Below are 22,446 nucleotides of genomic sequence, written 5' to 3'. Positions count from 1 at the left end.
GAAACTTCATGAACATGCAAATCAAACCGGCGTCCCGCGTGCGCGCCATCAACTGGAACCGGGTCGAGGACGACAAGGATCTCGAAGTCTGGAACCGGTTGACCGGCAATTTCTGGCTGCCGGAGAAAGTGCCGCTTTCCAACGACATTCCATCCTGGGCGACGCTGACGCCGGCCGAGCAGCAGCTCACTATCCGGGTCTTCACCGGGCTGACGCTGCTCGACACCATCCAGAACGGCGTCGGCTCCATCAGGCTAATGGAGGATGCGGCAACGCCGCATGAGGAGGCGGTGCTTTCCAACGTCTCGTTCATGGAGGCGGTGCATGCGCGCTCCTATTCCTCGATCTTTTCGACGCTGTGCTCGACGCCCGATGTCGACGATGCCTATCGCTGGTCGGAGGAAAACGAATTTCTGCAACGGAAATCGGCGCTGATCATGGAGCAGTATCGCTCCGGCGACCCGTTGAAAAAGAAGGTCGCCAGCGTCTTCCTCGAAAGCTTTCTGTTCTACTCCGGCTTCTACCTGCCGATGTACTGGTCAAGCCGCGCCAAGCTCACCAACACGGCCGACATGATCCGGCTGATCATCCGTGACGAAGCGGTGCACGGTTATTATATCGGCTACAAGTTCCAGCGCGGGCTGGAGCGGCTCAGCGAGGAGAGGCGGCAAGAGATCAAAGATTTCGTCTTCGACCTGCTGCTCGAACTCTACGACAACGAGGCTCGATATACCGAAGCGCTCTATGACGGAGTCGGGCTGACCGAGGACGTCAAGAAATTCCTGCATTACAATGCCAACAAGGCGCTGATGAACCTCGGCTACGAGGCGCTTTTCCCGGCCGAGGCCTGCAAGGTCAATCCGGCGATCCTCTCGGCGCTTTCGCCGAATGCCGACGAGAACCACGACTTCTTCTCCGGCTCCGGTTCCTCCTATGTGATTGGCAAGGCTGTCGCGACCGAGGACGAGGACTGGGATTTCTGAGGCTTTATCGCAGTCGGGCCCTTATCATTTGCTTCCCCATCGCCCACATTCAGCGGAAATGAAGTCGATCCTCGCCGATGATGTGGCGTAGCGGAGTTTTTAATGTCGTCTTTTCCAAACAAGGCCGGAACTGCCGCCGAAGCGGACGAAGGCGTCTGGCCGATCCGCAGGAGACGGATTCTCGACTGGCTGGTGAACGAGACGCGCGCGGAGCGCTTCATCGACAATATCCTGGTGCAGATGTGCGGGAAGCTGCTGGCGGCTGGGGTGCCGGTGGCGCGGGCGACGCTGCATTTCAGGGTGAACCACCCGCAATGGATCGGTGCCCGCATTCTCTGGAAGGAGGGACTGGCGGAGGCGAAGATCGATACATTCGCCTATGGCGTCGAAAACACGCCGGAGTTCCTGACGAGTCCCATCAACGCGATCCACCAGGGTACCGAGGAGGTTCGCAGGCAGCTGGAAAGCATAACCGACGGCGATTCATTCTATCAGGAACTGCATGACGATGGCCTTACCGAATATATCGCCTGGCCGCTCGAGCATACTTTCGGCAAACGGCACGTCGTGACGTTTTCCACCAGCCGGGCGGGCGGTTTTGCGAGTAAGCACGTCGATTTCCTGCGCGATCTCTTGCCGGCGCTGACGCTTGTCAGTGAAATCAGGCTGAAGAACATCATGGCGCGCACGCTGCTGCAGACCTATGTGGGGCCGCATGCGAGCGAGCAGATCCTGTCGGGCGTGACGACGCGCGGCAGTGGCGCCACCGTCGGCGCGGCGATCATGATCTGCGATCTGCGCGATTTTACGGCGATCTCCGATCTCTGGCCGCGTGATGACGTCATCCATCTGCTGAACGATTATTTCGATGCGATCTCGGACCCGGTCGAACGGTATGGCGGCGAGATTCTGAAGTTCATGGGAGACGGATTGCTGGCGATCTTCCCTCTCGCCAAGGAGGCGGCCTGCCTCGATCTGCTGCAGGCGATCCGCGAGGGGCAGGCGGCGATGGCTGAATTGAACGAGGAGCATATTCGCATGGGGCGCGAACCGCTGCGCTACGGTGTCGGCGTCCATGTCGGCGACGTCATGTATGGCAATATCGGCTCCCGCCGACGGCTGGATTTCACCGTTATCGGGCCGGCGGTCAATATTGCTTCGCGGCTGGAAAGCTTGACCAAGGAGGTCAAGCGCCCGGTGCTGCTGTCGCGGGCCTTCATCGAAATGGCGGGCTGCGCGAAAGATATGGACAGCCTCGGCACCTTCCCGCTACGCGGGCTCGGCGAGCCTGTCGATGTCTTCGCCTTTCCGGAGGGATAGCGCAGGCAGGCTCATACCCCCCGTTTGTTTCCCCAAAGCAGCACATGCAGTTGCGGCAGCACGCGGATTGAAAACCACCGGTCAGCCGTCACTTTCTCGATGAGCCAGTGCATCCGATCCATCACGCCGTCGATATCGACGCGTGCGTCGTCATCATCGGGCGGTGGCGGCGTATGGTTGCCCGGCTGAAGGAACAAGGGAATATCGGGATAGCGCTCGCCCACCTGTTGCGCGAAGAGGTAGTCGGTATCGTCGAAGACGACGATCTTCAATGTGATCTCCGGCCCGCCGGCGGCGAGCCGAATACAGTCGTCCACCTGCTCCCAATCGGTCGACATTCCGCTTGATGGCGGCTTGGGGCTCAAGACCAGCATGTCGAGATCGCGAAACCAGTCCCGCGCTACGCTTCCCTGCGTTTCCAGCGCGAAACGGTATCCTCGGGAATGGCCGAGCTCGATCAATGGCCCCAGTGGCTGAATCGCCGGGTTGCCTCCGGAAAGGGAAATCGTCAGCGGCCTGCCTCCGGAGAGCTTCGTGACCTCCTGCCAGATCGCCTCGGAGGACATGGCACTCCACTGATCCCGGAACGTGCTGTCGACCGCGTGAAGACTGTCACACCAGGAGCAGCGGTAGTCGCAGCCGCCTGTCCTGACGAACACCGTCGGCACCCCGATCAACTGGCCTTCGCCCTGTATGGTCGGGCCGAAGATCTCGCTGACACGGATGATCTCGCCGCTCACGGCCTGTACTCCGCCCACGTCTTCGGCGTCTCGCTGACGCGCACCGACGATGTCTCGGGGAAGCGCTGTTTGCACCAGTCGTAAAAATGCCTGGCCAGGAATTCGGAGGTGACTTTCGAATGGCCGAAGACCTCGTTCAGATGTCGATGATCGAGGGCTTCGTCGATATAGCGCTTGAGCGGCGAAAGGTCGTGATAGTCGCGAACGAAGCCGTCATCATTCAGGTTTTCGGCGGCGAGTTCGACGACCACTACGTAGTTGTGGCCGTGGAGCCTGGCACATTGATGGTCGGCAGGCAGGTGATCCAGCTGGTGCGAGGCGGAGAGATGAAACTCCTTGGTGATGCGGTACATCAACGCACCTCCGTGGCGGAATATTGCGACACGGCCGCTTTCCAGAAGTCATCGTCGTCGTATTCCGTCGGATCGGGCACGCCGGCAAGATGGAAAGCTTCGCGGCGTTCCACGCAGGTTCCGCAGCGGCCGCAATGGAGGCTGCCGCCTTTGTAGCAAGACCAGGTTTCCGCAAAGGGTGTGCCGTGTTTCCCGCCGTCGGTCACGATCGCCGCTTTGGAAACGTTGACATAAGGTGCAAGCAGTTTGACGCTGGCATAACCTTCCAGCGCTTCGTTCTGCATGCGCTGGAAGGCGTCGATGAAGCCCGGGCGGCAGTCGGGGTAAATGAAGTGGTCGCCGCCATGCACGGCAACAGCAACGGCATCTGCCTTCTGCGCGGCCGCTAAGCCGAATGCGATGGCCAGCATGATGGCATTGCGGTTCGGCACGACAGTGGCCTTCATGCTCTCCTCGGCATAGTGGCCATCCGGAACCTCGATATCGTCGGTCAGGGCCGATCCGCTGAGATGGCCGCCGATGGCTGCGATGTCGATGACATGATGGGGAACGGCAAGGCGTTCCGCGCACCGCGCGGCGAAGTCGAGTTCCTTGCGATGGCGCTGGCCGTAGTCGAAGGAGACGAGGCCGATAAGCTGTTCTTCCGCTGCTATCTTGTGCGCAAGCGAAACGGAGTCGAGTCCGCCGGAGCAGACGACGATGGTCTTCATATTTTGGATTCCCTTGTTTTGACCGGGTGGGCTGCGACCGGATTACGGCGTGCTTTTAGGGCAAATCACGCGTCAGGGAAATAGTTTTAAGACGCCAGGCTTCAGAGTTGGGTTTAGCCGATCGGAAAGTTGATCTGCGGCGGCAGCAGCAGGTGCAGATCCTGGGCATCGGAATTGTTGATGCGCTGCAGCAGCATGCGCCCCAGATCCTCGCCGGCCGCTGTGAGATCCTCGTGAATCGTATCGACCTTCGGCTGCAGCTGGGTAAGAAGGCGGGACGTTTCCTTGGCGACGATATCGTAATCGACAGCGAGCGTCCGGCCGGCGTCGCTCATGCCGCTGATGACGGCGAGAGCCGAGACTTCGCCGGGACAGATGAACCCTTCGGGAGCATCCGCGGCGACGGCGCGGCTGCAGATGAAATCGCGCAGCACGTCCGCCGGCGTATCGAGATCGACCGCTTCGGGGATCTCGTAGGCGATGCCTGCCTCGCGCACCGCGGTCATGAAGCCGTGCAGGATATGCTGGCAGAAGGTCAGCCGTTTCGGCGGCAGGATCACCGCCACCTTTCTGCGCTCCTTGGCGATCAGCCGGCGCGTCGCCTCATAGGCAAAGGTGAAATTGTCGTAGTCGACATAAATTTTAACGGTTTGTTAGTTGTTTAAAATTTAGCGAACTAAATCAGATATATAGTGAAATAACCATATTTTTCTCGGGAGTCGAGAAAGGGCTTGACGACTACACGCTTATAACGTTTTAAATTATCAACCGCGCGGAGGAGCGCGGCCGTATGTCGACCGCTGCAACGGCGGAAAACATCGGGCGGCAGGGAGGGCCCGCCGCCGATTTTCAAATGGGAGGAAATTCATGCGCAAGTTTTTGAGCTCGGCGGCGATTGCCGTCGTGATGATGGCTGGCCTCGGTGGCGCCCAGGCAGCTGACGTGAAAGAAGTTCAGATGCTGCACTGGTGGACGTCTGGCGGCGAGGCAGCGGCGCTGAACGTTTTGAAGCAGGATCTGTCGAAGGAAGGTTTTGCCTGGAAGGACGTGCCGGTTGCCGGCGGCGGCGGTGATGCGGCGATGACGGCGTTGAAGGCGATGGTTGCCGCAGGCACCTATCCGACAGCCTCGCAGATGCTCGGCTATACCGTGCTCGATTATGCCCAGGCCGGCGTCATGGGCGACCTGACCGAGACGGCCAAGAAGGAAGGCTGGGACAAGTCGGTGCCGGCAGCGCTGCAGAAGTTCTCGGTTTATGACGGCAAGTGGGTCGCAGCCCCGGTCAACGTGCATTCGGTCAACTGGCTGTGGATCAACAAGGCGGTGATGGACAAGATCGGCGGCACCCAGCCGAAGAGCTTCGACGAGCTGATCGCGCTGCTCGACAAGGCCAAGGCTGCGGGTGTGATCCCGTTGGCGCTCGGCGGCCAGAACTGGCAGGAAGCGACGATGTTCGATTCCATCGTGCTGTCGACCGGCGGTCCGGAATTCTACAAGAAGGCTTTCAACGACCTCGACGAGGAATCGCTGAAGTCGGACACGATGAAGAAGTCCTTCGACAATCTGGCGACGATCATCAAATATGTCGATCCGAACTTCTCGGGCCGCGACTGGAATCTGGCGACCGCCATGGTCATCAAGGGTGATGCGCTGGTGCAGGTGATGGGCGACTGGGCCAAGGGCGAATTCGTCGCCGCCAAGAAGACCCCGAATACCGACTTCCTCTGCTACCGCTTCCCCGGCACCGAAGGCAGCGTCGTCTACAACTCCGACATGTTCGGCATGTTCAACGTCCCCGACGACCGCAAGGCGGCCCAGGTGGCGCTGGCGACCGCAACGCTGTCGAAGAGCTTCCAGTCGGCCTTCAACGTCGTCAAGGGTTCGGTGCCGGCCCGCACCGACGTTCCCGACACCGACTTCGACGCCTGCGGCAAGAAGGGCATCGCCGACCTGAAGGCTGCCAATGAGGGCGGCACGCTGTTCGGCTCGCTGGCCCAGGGTTATGGCGCACCGCCGGCCATCGCCAATGCCTACAAAGATGTCGTCTCGAAGTTCGTCCACGGCCAGATCAAGACCTCCGACGAAGCCGTCAAGCAGCTCGTCCAGGCGATCGACGACGCCCGCTGAGACCACGCTCGATGACACCGCTTCCCCGCGCATTGTCGCGGGGAAGCCTCAGGCTCCGACGATCATCCCGCGACGATTGTGCGGAGAGGCTATGCAGGGATCATGCAGGGCCACCATCATGCAGGAGGGAGACGACATTCCATGAGCACCGTTGCGACCACCGATCCGGTTCTGACGCCGGCGCAATCGACGCCGATCTCGCTCAGAGGCCGGCTGCAGGATGCGTTGCCGAAGATCGTGCTGGCGCCGAGCTTCGTCATCACCCTGGTCTTCGTCTACGGCTTCATCGTCTGGACGGCCTATCTGTCGTTCACCAATTCCAAGACCTTTCCGTCCTATGCGCTGACCGGGGCGCGCGCCTATCAGCGGCTGTGGCGCTGGACCTTCGAGAGCGATCCGCCGTCCTCCTGGTATACCTCGATCACCAACATGGCGATCTTCGGCTTTCTCTATATCGGCATCTGCCTGGCGCTCGGACTGTTCCTGGCCATCCTGCTCGACCAGAAGATCCGCGGTGAAGGCATATTGCGGCCGATCTTCCTCTATCCGATGGCGCTGTCCTTCATCGTCACCGGGGTTGCCTGGAAATGGTTCCTCGATCCCGGCCTTGGGCTCGAGCAGACGCTGCACCACTTCGGCTGGACGAGCTTCCACTTCGACTGGATCAAGAACAAGGACTTCGTCATCTACACCGTCGTCATCGCCGGTGTCTGGCAGGCGTCCGGCTTCGTCATGGCGATGTTTCTGGCCGGTCTTCGCGGCATCGACGGCGAGATCATGAAGGCGGCCCAGATCGACGGCGCTTCCGCTTTCCAGCTCTATCGGCGCATCGTCATTCCGCTCTTGCGGCCGATCTTTCTCTCGGCCTTCATCGTGCTCGCCCATATGGCAATCAAGTCCTACGACCTGGTGGTGGCGCTGACCTCCGGCGGCCCCGGCGGCTCGGCCTGGCTGCCATCGAACTTCATGTATGAATACACCTTCAAGCGCAACGAGATGGCCGTCGGCTCGGCCAGCGCCATCATCATGCTGATGACGATCTCGGCGATCATCGTTCCCTATCTCTATTCCGAACTGAAGGAGAAGGCGCGATGAGCAGCGTCACCTCTTCGACGATAACTGCGACCACACCGCCTTCGCAGAGCGGCGACAACAGGAATAACAACACCCGCTGGATCGGCCGGCTGGTCATCTACGGCCTGCTGGTCATCTTCGCCGTCCTCTATCTGATGCCGCTCTTCGTCATGCTTACCACCTCGTTCAAGACTATGGACGAGATCCAGAACGGCAACATGCTGGCGCTGCCGCAGACGCCGACCTTCGATCCCTGGATCAAGGCCTGGGGCGAGACCTGCGTCGGGCTGACTTGCGCCGGCATCAAGGGCTACTTCTGGAACTCGATCAAGATGGTGGTGCCGGCGGTGGCAATCTCCACCATCATGGGGGCGCTGAACGGCTATGTGCTGACCAAGTGGCGTTTCCCCGGCCATACGCTGGTGTTCGGGCTGATGCTGTTTGCCTGCTTCATCCCGTTCCAGTCGGTGCTCTTGCCGATGGCAACGATCCTCGGTTCGCTCGGCCGCTTCGGCATGACGCTGCAAAACGCCACCGGCTTTACCTTCGGCTTCGGCAATCCGACCGTCAATCTGGTCTTCGTGCATGTCGTCTACGGCCTCGGCTTCACCACGCTGTTCTTCCGCAATTTCTACGAGGCCTTTCCGACCGAGCTGGTAAGGGCCGCCCAGGTCGATGGCGCCAGCTTCTTCCAGATCTTCCGCCGCATCATGCTGCCGAACTCGCTGCCGATCATCGTCGTCACGGTGATCTACCAGTTCACCAATATCTGGAACGACTTCCTGTTTGCCTCGGCCTATGCCGGCACCGGTGATTCCATGCCGATGACGGTGGCGCTGAACAATGTCGTCAACACCTCGACCGGTGTGGTCGAATACAATGTCAACATGGCTGCGGCGATGATCGCGGCCGTTCCCACGCTGATCGTCTATATCCTCGCCGGCCGCTACTTCGTGCGCGGTCTGATGGCGGGCGCTGTCAAAGGGTAACCCATGGCCTTCCTCGAAATCTCCGGTCTCAGAAAACGCTTCGGCGCCATCGACATTCTCAAGGGGATCGACCTCGAACTCGAAAAGGGCGGCTTTCTCGTGCTGGTCGGCCCGTCCGGCTGCGGCAAGTCGACCCTGCTCAACACCATTGCCGGGCTGGAGACGATCACCTCTGGCGATATCCGCATCGACGGGCGCGATATCAGCGGCCTGCATCCCTCCAAGCGCGACATCGCCATGGTGTTCCAGTCCTATGCGCTCTATCCGAACATGACGGTGGCGGGCAATATCGCCTTCGGCATGGAGATCCGCGGCGTTCCGAAGGAGGAGCGCGCCAAGGCGATCAAGCAGGTCTCCGACATGCTGCAGATCGGCCATCTGCTCGACCGCAAGCCGAGCCAGCTTTCCGGCGGCCAGCGCCAGCGCGTCGCCATGGGTCGGGCGCTGGTGCGCAATCCGCAGGTCTTCCTGTTCGACGAGCCGCTGTCCAATCTCGATGCCAAGCTGCGTGTCGACATGCGCACCGAGATCAAGCGGCTGCACCAGCGCATGGGCACCACCTTCGTCTATGTCACCCACGACCAGATCGAGGCGATGACGCTGGCGACCAAGATCGCCGTGCTGAAGGACGGGGTGCTGCAGCAGTTCGGCACGCCGGCCGAGATCTATAACAACCCCGCCAATCTGTTTGTCGCCGACTTCATGGGATCGCCGGCGATGAACCTGCTGAACGCCACCGTCGAGAATGGCGCGGCCGGGCTTGCCGTCGCGCTGGAGCGGCCGAACGCCGCCCCGCTCCGACTGCCGGTGGTCTCAGGCAATCACGGCCTGTCTTCCTATGCCGGAAAACAAGTGATCTTCGGCATCCGCCCGGAAGCCTTGACCGACCCCGACGGCGCCGACCGCAAGGCGCGCTCGCTGACCGAGGACGATTGCCTGATCGAGGTGGTCGAACCGGCCGGCTCCGACACCTTCGCCGTCACCAAGCTCGGCGGCAAATCCGTCGTCGCCCGCCTGCGCGCCGATGCCGGCATCGCTCCGGGACAGACAACTCGCCTTGCCTTCAATCTCGACAAGGCCGTGTTCTTCGATCCGGACAGCCAGGTGCGGATCGGGTGATCAGTCGTCAGGCCGCGGCCGTCACGCTGAAGGTTACCGGCTCGAAACGCGAGGAGACCGCTTCGACGGTGATCTCGCCCACCATCCCGGTCGCCTCCAGCCAGAAGCCGGCGGTGCCGCCCTGCAGCGGCACATTGGCCGGGCCGACGACCCTTGCAGGTCCATGCACCTTCAGCGAAATCGTGTCGTTCATGAAGGGCAGGCGCTGGCCGCACTGGTCCAGTGCGCGGATGATGACGCGGGTGCTGTCGCGTTCGCGGGCTTTCAGCGTCGAGCTGTCGGCGACGATTTCCAGCGTGGTCGGCAAGGGATCGGCCGCCAGCGTCAGGCTGGCCACCGGCTCGCCGGCGATATAGCCGGTCAAGGTGCCGTCGATCCATTCGAGACCCCAGGTGCCGAGTTCATCCGTGGTGAAGTGCCGATGGTCGAGCACGACGGGCGGATGCGGCAGATGCGGATAGTTTTCGCGGTCCGGACCGATGCGCTTGCTGAGCACGCCGTATTGCAGCTCCACCTCGTCGCAATTGGTCAGGATGATCAGCGGCAGCACGCCGCCGATATTGCGTTCGCCGCGCGCCCAGAAGGTCGCCGGCTTCATGACGATCTCTTCGGACGGGTCGCACTGGCTGATATAGGCATAGGCGGCGAATTTCGGCTCGCGGAACATGTCCATGACGCCGTGATAGCAGATGCGGTCGCCGGAGCCGAAATCCTTGTGGGTGTTGTAATCGAACATGCACCAGCCGATGGCGCCGGAGATATCCGGATCGCCATAGGCGGCGTTCAGAACGTCGAGGTGGCGGCGCACATGCTCGGCCTGGCGCTGCTCCTGGTCATAGATCTTCGTCGGGTGCATGTGGCCGTTGAACTCGGTGATGAGGTACGGCACCTTGCGGGACAGGCCGGTATTTTCCTCCTGGCCGCGCAATGCAGTGCGCGGGCGGTTGGCGCCCGGCAGTTCCTCGTTACCGAGGATGAAGTCGTTCATCGTATAGACGTCCTCGAGCAGCTCGCTCTCGGTGATATAACGCACGCCGCCGGTCTGGCGGGTGCTGTCGAGTTCACGGGCGAGCCGGTTGGTCTCGGCGTAGAAATCGTGATCATCCTGCGATTCGTTGATGCGCACACCCCAGATGATGATCGAGGGATGGTTCCAGTCGCGCTCTATCATGCGGCGGACGTTCTCGATCGATTCCTTCTGCCAGTCGGCATCGCCGATATGCTGCCAGCCGGGGATCTCCTCGAAAACCAGCAGGCCGATCGCATCGCAGCGGTCGAGGAACCATTTCGATTGCGGATAATGCGAGGTGCGGACGATATTGCATTTCAGCACCGACTTCATGATGTCGGCGTCGCGCTCCTGGGCCGACCGGCCGGCGGCATAACCGACATAGGGGAAGGCCTGGTGGCGGTTGAGGCCGCGCAGTTTCAGCGGCTTGCCGTTTAAGAGGAAACCTTCCGGGGTGAATTCGGCGGTGCGGAAGCCGAAGCGGGTGGAGAGACGGTCGGAGCCGTGCTCCGTCCTCAGTTCGACGGTGACCTCGTAGAGCGTGGGATCGGTAATGTCCCAGAGGGCGATGCCGGTGAGACCGCCGAAGGAAAGCCTGGTGCGGTCGCCGATCGTTTCGGTTGCTGCGGTGGCGATCACCGCGCCGTCTGCCTGCTTCAACGTGGCGGTGACGGTCGCCGAGAAGCTGCGCTCCTCGGGATTGGCGATATCGACGCGGATGGTTGCCGACTTCTCCGAGGCGAGAACGTCTGTGGTTTCGATCTTGAGATTGCGAATCGAGACGGGGTCGGTGACTTTCAGCCAGACGTCGCGATAGATGCCGGCATAGGTGAGATAATCGATGCGGCCGCCAAACGGCGGGATGGCAGGGTTTTCGCTGCCGTCGATCTTGACGGTCACGAGGTTCTTCCCCTTGAGGAGCTTGCCGGTGAGGCGTGCCTCGAAGGGAGTGTAACCGTCCTTGTGGGCGATGATTTCTTCGCCGTTCAAATAGACAACGCTGTCTGCCATGGCGGCGTCGAAAACGAGCGAGACCTCGCGGCCCTCGAATTCAGGCAGCCAGCGCAGCACCTTCTGATAGGTGAAGGCGCGCTGATAGCTGGTCTCGTCGAAGTAGTTGAAGGGCAATTCGACGGCGGTATGGGGCAGGCTGACCGACCTGGCGGCATCGAAGTTTTCGAGCAGGCGCTGGCCGAAGCCCTCGTGGAAACTCCAGCCTTCGTTGAAGGAAACGACGGACCGCATCTCAGGCTCTCCCGGTCATGGCTTCGGGAGCGGCGCGGCGCCTTTCGGCGCGTGAAAATCGGGTCATCGGCTATTCCTCCGTGATGCAATAAGGTGCGAGCCAAATTAAAGAATTAGAGCATGATGTTGTCCGAAAACCGCTCACACTTTTCGGCATCATGCTCTGAAGCGAGTCACATCGAATCTCTTTCATGCGACGCGCTTTAGCTTTTTTCATGCCTGTCGTCATCCTGAACCGCTTCACGCTCGGCTACGAACATGCATCAGGCGGTCGAGCCCCAGCGCGCGGTGCAGGTGAGCGTGATGTTGTGCGGGCCTTCGATCTCGGCGTCATGGCGTTCGATCAATTCGACGACGGCATCGATGAAGGCGATGTGGTCGAGGCTCAGCGTGGTGAGGTCATTGCAATCCCAGGCGGCCATGGCGATGCCATCCTGGCCGACGATGGCAATATCGTCCGGCGTGTTTCTGCCGAGCACGCGGCGGGCGGCATCACGTGCGCCGATCGCCATGACGTCGTTGCCGCAGATGATGGCGTCGACCTTGTCACGGTGCAGCAGCAGCACCGCTTCCTTGAAGCCGGAATCATAGGAATAGTCGCCAAAGGCCTGCGCCTCGAAGGCCAGGCCGCGCTTAGCCAGCGCATCGGCAAACCACTTGCGCCTGAGCTTGTCGATCCAGCTTGAAGTGGTACCGGCGAGGTAGGCGAAGCGCTTCTTGCCGTCGCGGACAATCTTGTCGATGATCTCGTCGGCGGCCGCAGAGCCATCGATGCGGATGCTGGAGACATTCTCGTTTTCGAGCGGCTCGAAGGAGACGATGATCGGCTTGGTCGTGTGGAAGATATCGACGGCGTCCTGCATCGATACCATGTCGGAGAAGACGACGACGTGATCGACCTGATAGGTGGAGGCAAGACGCATCAGTTGCAGCCGGTCGGCGTGGTCGGCGCAGCAAAGAATGATCGGCAGCAATTGCCGTGCCTGTAGGCGGTGGACGAGAAGCTGCTGCTCCTCCGCCTCGCATGGGTTGCCGATCGCATTGACGACCAGGGCAACCAGACGCGAGCGCTGGTTGTTCAGCGAGCGGGCGATCGCATTCGGCTGGTAGCCATGTTCACGGGCGACGGCGAGGATGCGGTCCCGGGTGGCGCTGCCGATACGCGAATCCGGCGAGAAGGCGCGGGAAACGGTGGCGGAGGAGACGCCGGCGAGCTTTGCCAGTTCCTTCGAGGTGATCCGCCGTCTGTTCATTCCGCTCATCTTCAGCGCCTATCGGGCGGCGATCCTGACGGAAGCGCCGTCGGCCGCTGCCGATTCCTTAATTGCATCCCATAGCCTAGCGAATCTGAGGCCCATTTCAACGGAGCCGGAGTTTTCCATCTTTCCCTCGCGAATGGCGAGGAAATTCTTCATCGGATTGCCGAGAATCTCGGCCTCCTCGCGCGGCTCGGCTTTGCTGCCGACACTGATCTCGCGCCAGCCGCCCCAGGCGTCGATGCGTACGATCGCCTTCGAATAGAAGAAGGTGATGTAGGAAGCGCAGCCGGGAGGGCCTTCGCCGGCGGCGGTCAGTGTCGCCAGCGCGCCGTTCTTCAGCCGGGCGGAGACGGCGGTGGCGATATCCACCTGTCTGCCATGGTTGTTCATGTAGGCCGACACGCTGTCGAAATCTGAATTGGCCAGCAGGCAGACGGTGTTCATCATGTGGGCGCCGGTATCGAACATGAAGCCGCCGCCCGATATGGCAGGCTGCTGCTTCCAATGGCCGTGATAGTTGGACGACCAGCTTTCCCAGATCATGCCCGATATGGCGATCAGCGCGCCGAATTCGCCAGCGAGAGCTCGCCGGCGGGTGTCCAGTACCAGCGGCGACAGGCCGCCCTGGAAGGCGGTGACGATGGTGACGCCGCTTTTCCTCTGGGCGGCGATCAGCCTCTCGGCCTCGGCGACCGTCGTCACCATCGGTTTTTCCAGGAAGAGGTCGAGGCCGGCCTCGGCGACGGCGGTTGCCTGTTCGGCGTGGAAGGCATGCGGGGTGGAGACGTAGATAATGTCGAGTTCACCGCGGCACTCGGCGAGCATCGGGCGATAGTCCTCGAAGCTCTTTGGCTCGGATGTGCCGGCGGCGAGACAGACGTCGATCAGGCGCTGACGCGAAGCCGCCGTGGTGTCGGCGAGCGCTGCAAATTCGATCTCCGGCATCCTCACCCAGCTCTCGGCATACTCCGCCGCCTTCAAGCCGGCGCCAATGACGCCGAGGCGTAGTTTCTCAGACATGAAATTCCTCCTCGGATGCATTGTGCACACGATTACACAAGTAATGCAGTTATCGCAAGACTTATAATAGTCTGTAAAATCAATGAATTAACTTTTACGCTCGAGTCTTTTCAAAAACGCCTTGCGACTCATTGGAATACGTGTACATTTTCACAGCCGGTGCTGGAGGGCGCCGTGTGTCTGAAAGAGGGAGGATTTTTCGTTGAAGAAAACGGTTCTTGGTGGCCTGTGGGCCATTTTGCTCAGCGCGGTTTCGACCCTGGCGCAGGCTGAGACAATCCGAATTGCAAATCATGGTCAGGCCGGCATCGATGCGATGAAATCGACGGTCGAGCGGATCGAAAAGAAATATGGGGTGACCGTCGAGGTCATCGAATATCCGGCGCCCGACAAGGACTACCTGACCAAGCTGCTGACGGAGCTCGGCGCCGGCAACGCGCCCGACCTGTTCTCTATCCCGACGACGGCGGCCGTCGCCGACATGGTCGAAGCCGGCTACCTCGCGCCTGTTACCAAGGCGTTCAAGGCCTGGGACGGCTATGCCAACCTCTATGACGTCGCCAAGGAGCTTGCCGTCAGCCCCGATGGCGAAACCTATGTGATGCCGTTCATGCTCGGTATCCAGGAAATCTATTACCGCAAGGACGTTCTCGAAAAGGCCGGTATTTCAACCGAACAGCCGAAGACCTGGCAGGAGCTTCTCGACCGCGCCGCCGAGATCAAGCAGAAGACCGGTGCCTACGGCCTGCTCTTCCCGGCCGGCGTCTCCTGGGGAAGCGGCGCTTTCGACGAAGGCTTCCAGCACCTGCTCGTCGGCTCGAAGACGCCGCAGCTGGTCGATGCCGACGGCAAGCTCGATCTCAATGGCGAAGGCATCAAGGATGTCTTCAACGTCTACAAGCAGCTGATCGATAAGGATCTGATGCCGACGCAGCCGCTGCTCGGACCGGAACCCTGGGTCGTGCCGAAGTACCAGATGTTCCCGGCCGGCAAGCTTGCCGCGACCACCTGCGGTTCCTGGTGCTACATTTTCGACTGGGGCCGCGAAAGCAAGAACCCGATCCCCGAGGTGACCAAGGTTGTGGGAACCTGGACGGTGCCGGGCCAGAGCAGTGGCCAGTATGTGCTCGCCAACCTCGCCGCGCCGTGGGCCGTCAATTCCAAGTCGGCCAATACCGAACTGGCAATCAAAGCGCTAATGGAGATCGGCTCGATCGAGACGCAGGTTTCCTATGCCGCCCGCATCGGCAACATTCCGGCCAGCAAGGATGCGGCCAAGAATGCCGACTTCCAGAAGCTGACGGAACTGGTTCCGATCCATGCAGCGGCCGGAAACGGCGTCTTCCTGAAGCAGGCCTCCGGTTTCGGCACGGTCTCTGAAGGTGTCGCGCGCGCCACCGAAGCATTGCTGCGCAAGGAAACCGATGCCGCCGGCGCCCAGAAGATCCTTGTCGACTACGTCAAGGAAACCCTCGGCGACGACATGGTCAAATAAGCTGGCCTTTTTACCTCGGGAGCGGGGACGCGGCGTCATCGCCCGCGTCTTCCCGCGTTCATTCGATAGACCGGTTCATACGACAAGGCCGGATTCACATGACAAGGTTTGTGAGCTTCCATGGCCCGAAACTCTCATGAAAGGCGCGCTGAGCGGCAATGGCTGCTGATCCTGCTGCCCTCGCTGGTGCTGCTTCTGGCCTTCGTCATCTACCCGGCCATCTATTCCATCTATCTGAGCTTCACCAACGAGGCGTTGACCGGGGCGGCAGCACTTCGGCCTCGCTTCGTCAGGCTCCGCAACTATACCAGGCTGTTCAACGACGCGAAATTCTGGAACTCCCTGTTCGTCACCTTCGTCTTCGTCATTGGTTCCGCAGTGGTCGGCCAGTTTGCGCTCGGCCTGATTTCGGCAATCGCGTTGCGCCGGCCGATCCGTTTCCGGCGGGTGTTCTCGTCGATCATCCTGCTGCCGAATGCCGCCCCCGAAGTGGTCGCCGGCTTCATGTGGATATCGATGCTGGCGGGTGGCGACAATGCAACGCTCAGCCGCATCGTCAGCGTCTTCGGCATCACGCCGGCCGACTGGCTGCAGGTCTTCCCGCTTTCGATGATCATCATCGTCAACACCTGGCGCGGCATCGCCACGGCAATGATCCTGCTGACCGCGGGCCTCAGCACCATTCCGGCCGAAATCTACGAGGCGGCGCGCATGGACGGCGCCACGCCGTCGCAGATGTTCCGCCGCATTACCCTGCCGCTGATGATGCCGACGATCCTGCTCTACATGCTGATCTCGGCCGTTTCCACTATCGCCGTCTTCGGCCTCGTCTACGCGCTGACGCGCGGCGGACCCGGCGGCGCCACCGAGGTCGTCAGCATTTACATCTACAACCAGTCCTTCACGTCGTTCCAGCTGGGATATGGCGCCGCAGTCGCGGTCGTTGCGCTCGTCATCTCGCTGGTTCTCGGCATTGCCTATGTCCGGGCGATGAAAGTGGAGGTCTGACATGGCCGTCGTTTCCCCAAGCGAGACCGCCAACAAGGGCCGCTCCGACCTCATCGCCTATGCGACGCTGTCGCTGATCTCGATCTTCTGCGCCGTGCCCTTCTTCTGGGTACTGCTCGCCTCGCTCGACGGCAATGCGCAGCTCTTCCTGCATTGGCCGGAGCAATGGACGTTCGCCAACTACGTGAAGGTCTTCACCAAGGAGGATGGGGCGAAGTGGCTGTTCAATTCGCTCTTCGTGGTCGGCGGTGCGACGCTGCTCGTCATGGTGCTTTCCGGGCTCGGCGGTTATGCGCTGTCGCGCACCCGGGCCTGGTGGAAGCTGCCCTTCCTCTATGCGATCCTGCTCATCCGCGTGCTGCCCCCGACCGCACTCGTCGTGCCGCTCTACAAGTTCCTGCTGACGCTGAACAATGCGGAAGCGGCAGTCCTCAGGCCAATCTTCGGCAGCTATGCCCGCGACATCATGCGCTGGACCGGCTTCATCGACGGTTATCTCGGGCTGATCCTGGTGCTGGCGACGATGCAATTGCCGCTGGCGCTCTGGATCATGAAGACTTTCTTCGACGGCTTGCCGCGGGATTACGAGGAGGCGGCGCTAATGGACGGGGCAACACTGATCCAGCGTATCCGCCGGGTGCTGATCCCGCTGGCGCTGCCGGGGCTGGCTGCGGCCGGGCTGTTCGCTTTCATGTCGGCCTGGGGCGATTTTCTGCTGCCGCTGATCTTCCTGTCGTCGCCGGAGCTGCAGACGCTGCCGCTCGGTCTCTTCCGCGCCTTCCTGCGTATCAACGAGATCGACTACGGACTGCTGACGGCGCTGGCATTCATCTACCTGCTGCCTGCCGTCATCGCCTTCAGCTTTGCCCGGCGCTTCCTCGTCCAGACATTTTCGGGCGGCGTGAAGGGCTGAGATCCAGAAAGAGAAACGGATGATCAATCTCAGAAACGTTCGCAAATTCTACGGCGCGCTCGAGGTCATCAAAGGCGTCGACATCACCGTTGAGGACGGCGAATTCGCCGTCTTCGTCGGCCCCTCCGGCTGCGGCAAGTCGACGCTGCTGCGGATGATCGCCGGCCTCGAAGGCATCGACGAGGGCGACCTCATCCTTAACGGCAAGCGCATCAACGACGTGCCGCCCGACAAGCGCGGCATCGCCATGGTGTTCCAGTCCTATGCGCTCTATCCGCATATGAGCGTTGCCGAAAATATTGGCTTCTCGCTCAGCCTGAAGAAGGTATCGGAGGCGGAGATCCGCCGGCAGGTGGAGGGCGTCGCCGAGATCCTGCAACTCACCGACTATCTCGACCGGCGCCCGGCCGCCCTTTCCGGCGGCCAGCGCCAGCGCGTGGCGATCGGCCGCGCCATCATCAAGAAACCGGCGTTGATCCTGTTCGACGAGCCGCTGTCGAATCTCGATTCGGCGTTGCGCGTGCAGATGCGCGCCGAGCTGCAGCGGCTGCACCGCGAGCTGAAAGCAACCGTCGTCTACGTCACCCACGACCAGGTGGAGGCGATGACGATGGCGGACCGCATCGTCGTGCTGAACAAGGGCCTGGTGGCACAGGAGGGGGCGCCGATGTCACTCTACCATCAGCCGCAGAATGAATTCGTCGCGACCTTCATCGGCTCGCCGAAGATGAACGTCATTCCGGTCACGGCGACGCGGGCTTCGGCGGGTGTCCTGCATCTCGACAGCCCGATCGGGCTCTCGTTCGATCTTGCCGACACGGGTGGCGCGGTGCCGCAGGGCGAGGCCAGGCTCGGCATTCGGCCGGAGCATCTGAGGATTGCACCAGAGGGGCAGGGACATTTCACGGCCGATGTCGTCATCGTCGAGCGCTTGGGCGTCGAGACCTACATGACCGTCGGCTCGCCGCAGCAGCCGATCGTCGTGCGCGCCGAGGGCGATATCGCGGTGCGGCCGGGCGATCGCGTGTCGCTGGCAGCCGATCCTGCCGCTTGCCATCTGTTCGATTCCGCCGGCCGGGTCACCCGTTCGCCTTCCGTCTAAAAACAACACGAGGAATGCCATGACAATCAAGGTCACCATCTGGAACGAGGGGCGCCACGAGCAGCTCCACAGAGAAGTTCAGGAGATCTATCCCGATCGTATCGACGGCGCGATCGCCGCCGGCATCGCCCATACGGATTTCGAAATCCGACGCGGCACGCTGGATGATCCCGATGAAGGCCTGCCGGACAGTGTGCTCGATGATACCGACGTGCTGCTCTGGTGGGGGCACATGGCGCATGAGGAGGTGAGCGACGGGCTGATCGACCGCGTGCAGCAGCGCGTGCTGAAGGGCATGGGCCTGCTTGTGTTGCATTCCGGCCATCATTCCAAGCTGTTCCGCCGGCTGATGGGCACGAATGCCAACCTGTCCTGGCGCGAGACGCCTGATGGAGACCTGGAGCGTGTCTGGGTGGTCAATCCCTCACATCCGATCGCCGAGGGGCTGCCGCCCTATTTCGAGGTCAATGCCTCGGAGATGTATGGCGAGCCCTTCGACATTCCGCAGCCGGATGAACTGGTTTTCATCTCCTGGTATTCCGGCGGCGAGGTTTTTCGCAGCGGCTGCACCTTCCAGCGTGGGCGTGGGCGCATCTTCTTTTTCAGTCCCGGCCACGAGACTTATCCGATCTATCACGACAAGATCGTGCACAAGGTGATCTCGAACGGAATCCGCTGGGCGCAGCAGAAGCATCGCGACGGCCGAATCCTGGAAAACTGGCATCGTGCCGAGCCGCTGCACGGCAGGCCGGACGGGGTGAAGGCCTGATCTTATGCCATGGGCCGGCGCCGGCAGGGCGCCGGTGCCTACGGATATTGGGCGCCGTTGGTCTTCGTGTAGATCGAATAGACCGAGCGTGTCGCGGTGATGAAGAGCCGGTTTTTCTTGGGGCCGCCGAAGGTGAGGTTGGACACAGTCTGCGGCACCCTGATCTTGCCGAGCAGCGCACCATCGGGCGAAAAGCAGTGCACGCCGTCGCCGGCACTCGTCCACAGATTGCCGCTGAGATCGAAACGGAAGCCGTCGGGATGGCCGGCTTCGATGCTGCAGAAATAGCGGCTATTGGCGACCTTCCTGCCGTCAATGACGTCGAAAACTCTTACATGGCACGGCACTTCATGTTTTGCCGAACCGGAATCGGCAATATAGAGCTTCGTCTCGTCGGGCGAGAAGGCAAGGCCGTTCGGCTGGATGAAGTCCTCGACGACAGCCTCGATCGCGCCGCTTGCCGGGTCGATCCGGTAGACGTTGCGGGTTGGCTGCTCGGGCTCGCCCTTATGGCCCTCGTAGTCCGACAGGATGCCGTAGGTCGGGTCGGTGAACCAGACGCCGCCATCGGAATGCACGACGACGTCGTTCGGCGAGTTCAGCCGCCTGCCCTTGTAGCTGTCGGCGAGAACGGTGATGCTGCCGTCCGTCTCGGTGCGGGTGACGCGGCGGCGGCCATGTTCGCAGGAGACCAGCCGGCCCTGCCGGTCGCGGGTATTGCCGTTGACGTAGTTGGAGGGCGAGCGGAAGACCGAGACTGTCCCATCCGGTGTCCAGCGCATCATGCGTTCGTTCGGGATATCGCTCCACAGAAGGCAGTTGAGGTCGGAAAACCAGACCGGGCCTTCCGTCCAGCGGCAGCCGGAATAAAGCTCCTCGAGCGCGGCGCTGCCGATGACCAGAGCGCCGAAACGTTCATCGCGAATGTCGTAAAGCGGATTGTCGGCCACGCCAGTTTCCTCCTGAATGCTGTCGCCTTCTTCCTAGCTACAAACGCGGGCAGGTGCCAGAGCCCGCCAATTGAAATGCCGAGCGCTTGCTTCTTTAAAGCGCCGCGACCGGATGCGGCGAGCCGTCATAAGCACCCCAGATCGACTGGTCGAAGCAGATGACCGAGCCGGTCATCAGGCCGGATTCGGCCGATGACAGATAGGCGCAGGCGCGCGCCACCTCATGCGGGTCGACGAGGCGGCCGAAGGGCTGGCTTGCTGCCGCCTTCTCCAGCCAGTCGGCGGGCGCGTGGTGAAATTCGCGCTGGATCCGATCCTCACCCTCGGAAGCCATCCAGCCGATATTAAGGCCGTTGACGCGGATACGGTTGCGCAGCAGCGCATAGGCGGTGTTCTTCGTCAGCGTTTCCAGCGCACCCTTGGAGGCGCAATAGGCGGCGATGAAGGGCTGGCCCGCCTTGGCCGACATCGAGCCGATATTGACGATGGTGCCCTCGATCTTTTCGCGACGCATGACCTTCACCGCTTCCTGCATCAGGAAAAACGGCGCACGCACATTGACCGCGAACATGGCGTCGAAGAGTTCAGGGCTGGTATCGAGAATAGTGCCGCGGTCGGTGATGGCGGCGGCATTGACCAGCGCGTCGACACGGCCGAAGGCCTCATCGCAGGCACGCACGACATTCTGCGCATCCTCGACCTTGCCGAGATCAGCTCCGACGTAGAGGACCCTCACGCCCGTCGCAGCCGAAATCTCTGCGGCCTTCGCCGTGCCCTTGGCTTCGTTGCGGCCGCAAATGACGATGCCTTCCGCGCCGCGTTCGGCGAACAGACGGGCGATGGTCGCGCCCAACCCTTGCGTGCCGCCGGTGACGATAGCGATCTTGCCGTCGAGGCGGCCGTGATCCGTGCTCATGTGGTTCCTCCTTGGTGATGATATGCGAATGGCCTTCCGCGGGTGCGGGAGGCTCATATGTCAATGCGGATGAGCGGCTTTCAATTCCTTAGTCAGCTCAGCTTCTTCTGCGCTTGCTCGGCAAGTGCTGCCATAAAGGTTTGGTCGCTCCAGCCTTCCCCCAATGCCTCATGCATCAGCTGCGCCTGCGTTTTCGGCGCCAGGCCGCCGAGCGGCGGGTCGCGGTCGAGATTGGTCGGGAAGGAATAACCTTCGGCGCAGGCAGCGACGGCGTTGGTGATCTCATCGGGCGAAAGCCTGCCCTGCAAGGTCTTCAAGGCGGGAAAGAGCTTGGCGCTCATCCTCTGGCGGTTGACGGTTTCCATTGCCCGGCCGAAGGCGGAGGAGACCTGCAGCAGGTTGGCGACACGCTTGATGTCGGCGGAACGATTGGTGCCGGCAGCGTGGAAGAGGGCGGGGTTGAAGAAGACGACGTCGCCTTTTTCGAGCGGCAGCTGGACATGGTTGACCTCGAAATAATCCCGGAACTCTTGCCGCTTGAGGGCGAGATAGCCGGGCACATAGGTCTGGCTGTGCGGCAGAAACAGCGTCGGGCCGCTTTCGAGCGGCATGTCGCAATGGGCGACCGCGCCCTGGAGCGTCAGCACCGGCGAGAGCCGGTGTACATGCGCCGGAAACTGTTCGATCACCCCAGACGACTGGAAGCCGAGATGGTAGTCGCGATGCGCCGATTGGGCCGCGCCGCCCGGATTGACGCGGTTGACCTGCGCCGTCATCTGGTAGCTCGGGCCGAGCCAGGCTTCGCTTGTCAGTGCGACGATGGCATTGCCGTAATATTCGGCGAAATTCGCGGGATCGGCGAGGCAATGTTTCTCCAGCGAATTCCAGATGCGGTCGTTGGCGCCGGGCTTGGCGAAGTGATCGCCGCCGCCGGTCGAGCTGCGGTGCTGGTCCGCGATGATTTGGTCGAAGATGGTGCTGGCGCGGTCGATAATGCCGGTATCCTCGTAAGCCTGCTTGAAGACGGCGACACCGGGACCCTCGCCAAAGGCCTCGCAGATCTCCGCCAGGACGGCGCGCCGGCCTTCCGGCGTTGCGACGGCCGCCATCACCTTGCGGCTGTCGTAGATCAGTACGTTTTTTTCGATCGCAGACGCCGTGGGGTAGTCGGCAAGCGCGGTGGTCTTTTCCGCCAGGCGGCGAAAATCGTCGAGATCGCAGCTGTCTTCGCTCAGCCAGACGCGGTCGGCGCGCAATTTCTGCGGGTTGTCGGTTTTCATAATGGCTCCTCCTCTTTCGATGAAGGCACTATACGCTGCGATGCCGGGTGATATAGATCAGCAAT

General features: G+C 61.5%; 20 protein-coding genes and 1 pseudogene. 11 read left to right on the top strand and 10 right to left on the bottom strand.

Translation table 11 applies throughout. From position 1 onward, the window contains the following. The first annotated feature begins 8 nt into the window (after positions 1–8). Entirely contained in the window at positions 9–983 is a 975-nt protein-coding gene (nrdF, locus tag J3O30_RS19960) for a class 1b ribonucleoside-diphosphate reductase subunit beta (RefSeq protein WP_207581924.1), read from the top strand. 102 nt (positions 984–1,085) lie between these two features. Beyond that, a complete protein-coding gene (locus tag J3O30_RS19955) occupies positions 1,086–2,303 on the top strand; it encodes an adenylate/guanylate cyclase domain-containing protein (RefSeq protein ID WP_207581923.1) in 1,218 nt (405 codons plus the stop codon). 11 nt (positions 2,304–2,314) lie between these two features. Here J3O30_RS19955 and queE read toward each other — a convergent pair whose 3' ends face one another. The 4 genes and pseudogenes from queE to J3O30_RS19935 form a co-directional block, all read right to left on the bottom strand. After that, complete coding sequence (gene queE / locus J3O30_RS19950; RefSeq protein WP_207581922.1) at positions 2,315–3,043, bottom strand: 7-carboxy-7-deazaguanine synthase QueE; 729 nt, start codon at positions 3,041–3,043, stop codon at positions 2,315–2,317. Next, complete coding sequence (queD, locus tag J3O30_RS19945; protein WP_207581921.1) at positions 3,040–3,396, bottom strand: 6-carboxytetrahydropterin synthase QueD; 357 nt, start codon at positions 3,394–3,396, stop codon at positions 3,040–3,042. Before queD ends, queE begins: the two co-directional genes overlap by 4 nt. Next, a complete protein-coding gene (gene queC / locus J3O30_RS19940) occupies positions 3,396–4,106 on the bottom strand; it encodes a 7-cyano-7-deazaguanine synthase QueC (RefSeq protein ID WP_207581920.1) in 711 nt (236 codons plus the stop codon). Before queC ends, queD begins: the two co-directional genes overlap by 1 nt. Before the next feature lie 113 nt (positions 4,107–4,219). Then, positions 4,220–4,744 (bottom strand): annotated as a pseudogene (locus tag J3O30_RS19935) (substrate-binding domain-containing protein); the annotation flags it as partial. A gap of 229 nt (positions 4,745–4,973) precedes the next feature. Between J3O30_RS19935 and J3O30_RS19930 the strand changes: the two are divergent. From J3O30_RS19930 to J3O30_RS19915, 4 genes are all read left to right on the top strand, one after another. Further along, positions 4,974–6,233, top strand: a complete 1,260-nt coding sequence (locus J3O30_RS19930; RefSeq protein WP_207581919.1) for an ABC transporter substrate-binding protein — start codon at positions 4,974–4,976, stop codon at positions 6,231–6,233. Positions 6,234–6,374: 141 nt separating this feature from the next. Next, a complete protein-coding gene (locus J3O30_RS19925) occupies positions 6,375–7,328 on the top strand; it encodes a sugar ABC transporter permease (protein WP_207581918.1) in 954 nt (317 codons plus the stop codon). Further along, positions 7,325–8,296, top strand: a complete 972-nt coding sequence (locus J3O30_RS19920; protein ID WP_207581917.1) for a carbohydrate ABC transporter permease — start codon at positions 7,325–7,327, stop codon at positions 8,294–8,296. The genes J3O30_RS19925 and J3O30_RS19920 overlap by 4 nt, the downstream gene beginning before the upstream one ends. 3 nt (positions 8,297–8,299) lie before the next feature. Continuing rightward, positions 8,300–9,415: an ABC transporter ATP-binding protein gene (locus J3O30_RS19915; RefSeq protein ID WP_207581916.1), complete on the top strand. Its 1,116-nt coding sequence runs from the start codon at positions 8,300–8,302 to the stop codon at positions 9,413–9,415. Between the two features lie 7 nt (positions 9,416–9,422). On the opposite strand, the gene J3O30_RS19910 is transcribed toward J3O30_RS19915, so the two are convergent. The 3 genes from J3O30_RS19910 to J3O30_RS19900 form a co-directional block, all read right to left on the bottom strand. Further along, on the bottom strand, positions 9,423–11,669 hold the full coding sequence (locus J3O30_RS19910) for a glycoside hydrolase family 2 TIM barrel-domain containing protein (protein WP_207581915.1): 2,247 nt from the start codon (positions 11,667–11,669) through the stop codon (positions 9,423–9,425). Positions 11,670–11,932: 263 nt separating this feature from the next. Further along, positions 11,933–12,931, bottom strand: a complete 999-nt coding sequence (locus J3O30_RS19905; RefSeq protein ID WP_207581914.1) for a LacI family DNA-binding transcriptional regulator — start codon at positions 12,929–12,931, stop codon at positions 11,933–11,935. 9 nt (positions 12,932–12,940) lie between these two features. Further along, entirely contained in the window at positions 12,941–13,948 is a 1,008-nt protein-coding gene (locus J3O30_RS19900; protein WP_207581913.1) for a Gfo/Idh/MocA family oxidoreductase, read from the bottom strand. A 202-nt stretch (positions 13,949–14,150) separates the two neighbouring features. Between J3O30_RS19900 and J3O30_RS19895 the strand changes: the two genes are divergently transcribed. The 5 genes from J3O30_RS19895 to J3O30_RS19875 all read left to right on the top strand — a co-directional run bounded on the left by J3O30_RS19895 (position 14,151) and on the right by J3O30_RS19875 (position 19,235). Continuing rightward, positions 14,151–15,443, top strand: a complete 1,293-nt coding sequence (locus tag J3O30_RS19895) for an extracellular solute-binding protein (RefSeq protein WP_207581912.1) — start codon at positions 14,151–14,153, stop codon at positions 15,441–15,443. 120 nt (positions 15,444–15,563) lie between these two features. After that, positions 15,564–16,451 carry a sugar ABC transporter permease gene (locus J3O30_RS19890; protein ID WP_207581911.1) on the top strand — a complete coding sequence of 296 codons (888 nt, stop codon included), beginning with the start codon at positions 15,564–15,566 and terminating at the stop codon, positions 16,449–16,451. A 1-nt stretch (position 16,452) separates the two neighbouring features. Next, positions 16,453–17,364, top strand: coding sequence for a carbohydrate ABC transporter permease (locus J3O30_RS19885; RefSeq protein ID WP_207581910.1), 912 nt, complete (start codon positions 16,453–16,455; stop codon positions 17,362–17,364). Positions 17,365–17,383: 19 nt separating this feature from the next. Then, positions 17,384–18,466, top strand: a complete 1,083-nt coding sequence (ugpC, locus tag J3O30_RS19880) for a sn-glycerol-3-phosphate ABC transporter ATP-binding protein UgpC (RefSeq protein WP_207581909.1) — start codon at positions 17,384–17,386, stop codon at positions 18,464–18,466. 19 nt (positions 18,467–18,485) lie between these two features. Beyond that, the gene (locus J3O30_RS19875; protein WP_207581908.1) at positions 18,486–19,235 is read left to right on the top strand and encodes a ThuA domain-containing protein; all 750 of its coding nucleotides are present in this window, start codon (positions 18,486–18,488) and stop codon (positions 19,233–19,235) included. A gap of 38 nt (positions 19,236–19,273) precedes the next feature. Here the strand turns inward: J3O30_RS19875 and J3O30_RS19870 are convergent, their stop codons facing one another. The 3 genes from J3O30_RS19870 to J3O30_RS19860 all read right to left on the bottom strand — a co-directional run bounded on the left by J3O30_RS19870 (position 19,274) and on the right by J3O30_RS19860 (position 22,381). Beyond that, entirely contained in the window at positions 19,274–20,185 is a 912-nt protein-coding gene (locus J3O30_RS19870) for an SMP-30/gluconolactonase/LRE family protein (RefSeq protein ID WP_207581907.1), read from the bottom strand. A 94-nt stretch (positions 20,186–20,279) separates the two neighbouring features. After that, complete coding sequence (locus J3O30_RS19865) at positions 20,280–21,101, bottom strand: SDR family oxidoreductase (RefSeq protein ID WP_207581906.1); 822 nt, start codon at positions 21,099–21,101, stop codon at positions 20,280–20,282. 92 nt (positions 21,102–21,193) lie between these two features. Further along, positions 21,194–22,381: a phytanoyl-CoA dioxygenase family protein gene (locus tag J3O30_RS19860; RefSeq protein WP_207581905.1), complete on the bottom strand. Its 1,188-nt coding sequence runs from the start codon at positions 22,379–22,381 to the stop codon at positions 21,194–21,196. Between the last annotated feature and the right edge of the window lie 65 nt (positions 22,382–22,446).

Source organism: Rhizobium sp. NZLR1, from assembly GCF_017357385.1.
Lineage (GTDB): Bacteria > Pseudomonadota > Alphaproteobacteria > Rhizobiales > Rhizobiaceae > Rhizobium.
This window is presented reverse-complemented; position numbering and strand designations above follow the sequence as displayed.

What these genes read in the sequence shown, in the direction of transcription:
- ugpC (WP_207581909.1), top strand. Translation starts at nt 17,384, where the DNA reads ATGATCAATCTCAGAAACGTTCGCAAATTCTACGGCGCGCTCGAGGTC.
- J3O30_RS19930 (WP_207581919.1), top strand. Translation starts at nt 4,974, where the DNA reads ATGCGCAAGTTTTTGAGCTCGGCGGCGATTGCCGTCGTGATGATGGCT.
- J3O30_RS19955 (WP_207581923.1), top strand. Translation starts at nt 1,086, where the DNA reads ATGTCGTCTTTTCCAAACAAGGCCGGAACTGCCGCCGAAGCGGACGAA.
- queD (WP_207581921.1), bottom strand. Translation starts at nt 3,396, where the DNA reads ATGTACCGCATCACCAAGGAGTTTCATCTCTCCGCCTCGCACCAGCTG.
- queC (WP_207581920.1), bottom strand. Translation starts at nt 4,106, where the DNA reads ATGAAGACCATCGTCGTCTGCTCCGGCGGACTCGACTCCGTTTCGCTT.
- J3O30_RS19920 (WP_207581917.1), top strand. Translation starts at nt 7,325, where the DNA reads ATGAGCAGCGTCACCTCTTCGACGATAACTGCGACCACACCGCCTTCG.
- J3O30_RS19890 (WP_207581911.1), top strand. Translation starts at nt 15,564, where the DNA reads ATGGCCCGAAACTCTCATGAAAGGCGCGCTGAGCGGCAATGGCTGCTG.
- J3O30_RS19860 (WP_207581905.1), bottom strand. Translation starts at nt 22,381, where the DNA reads ATGAAAACCGACAACCCGCAGAAATTGCGCGCCGACCGCGTCTGGCTG.
- J3O30_RS19900 (WP_207581913.1), bottom strand. Translation starts at nt 13,948, where the DNA reads ATGTCTGAGAAACTACGCCTCGGCGTCATTGGCGCCGGCTTGAAGGCG.
- J3O30_RS19905 (WP_207581914.1), bottom strand. Translation starts at nt 12,931, where the DNA reads ATGAGCGGAATGAACAGACGGCGGATCACCTCGAAGGAACTGGCAAAG.
- J3O30_RS19925 (WP_207581918.1), top strand. Translation starts at nt 6,375, where the DNA reads ATGAGCACCGTTGCGACCACCGATCCGGTTCTGACGCCGGCGCAATCG.
- J3O30_RS19910 (WP_207581915.1), bottom strand. Translation starts at nt 11,669, where the DNA reads ATGCGGTCCGTCGTTTCCTTCAACGAAGGCTGGAGTTTCCACGAGGGC.
- J3O30_RS19875 (WP_207581908.1), top strand. Translation starts at nt 18,486, where the DNA reads ATGACAATCAAGGTCACCATCTGGAACGAGGGGCGCCACGAGCAGCTC.
- J3O30_RS19865 (WP_207581906.1), bottom strand. Translation starts at nt 21,101, where the DNA reads ATGAGCACGGATCACGGCCGCCTCGACGGCAAGATCGCTATCGTCACC.
- nrdF (WP_207581924.1), top strand. Translation starts at nt 9, where the DNA reads ATGAACATGCAAATCAAACCGGCGTCCCGCGTGCGCGCCATCAACTGG.
- J3O30_RS19915 (WP_207581916.1), top strand. Translation starts at nt 8,300, where the DNA reads ATGGCCTTCCTCGAAATCTCCGGTCTCAGAAAACGCTTCGGCGCCATC.
- J3O30_RS19885 (WP_207581910.1), top strand. Translation starts at nt 16,453, where the DNA reads ATGGCCGTCGTTTCCCCAAGCGAGACCGCCAACAAGGGCCGCTCCGAC.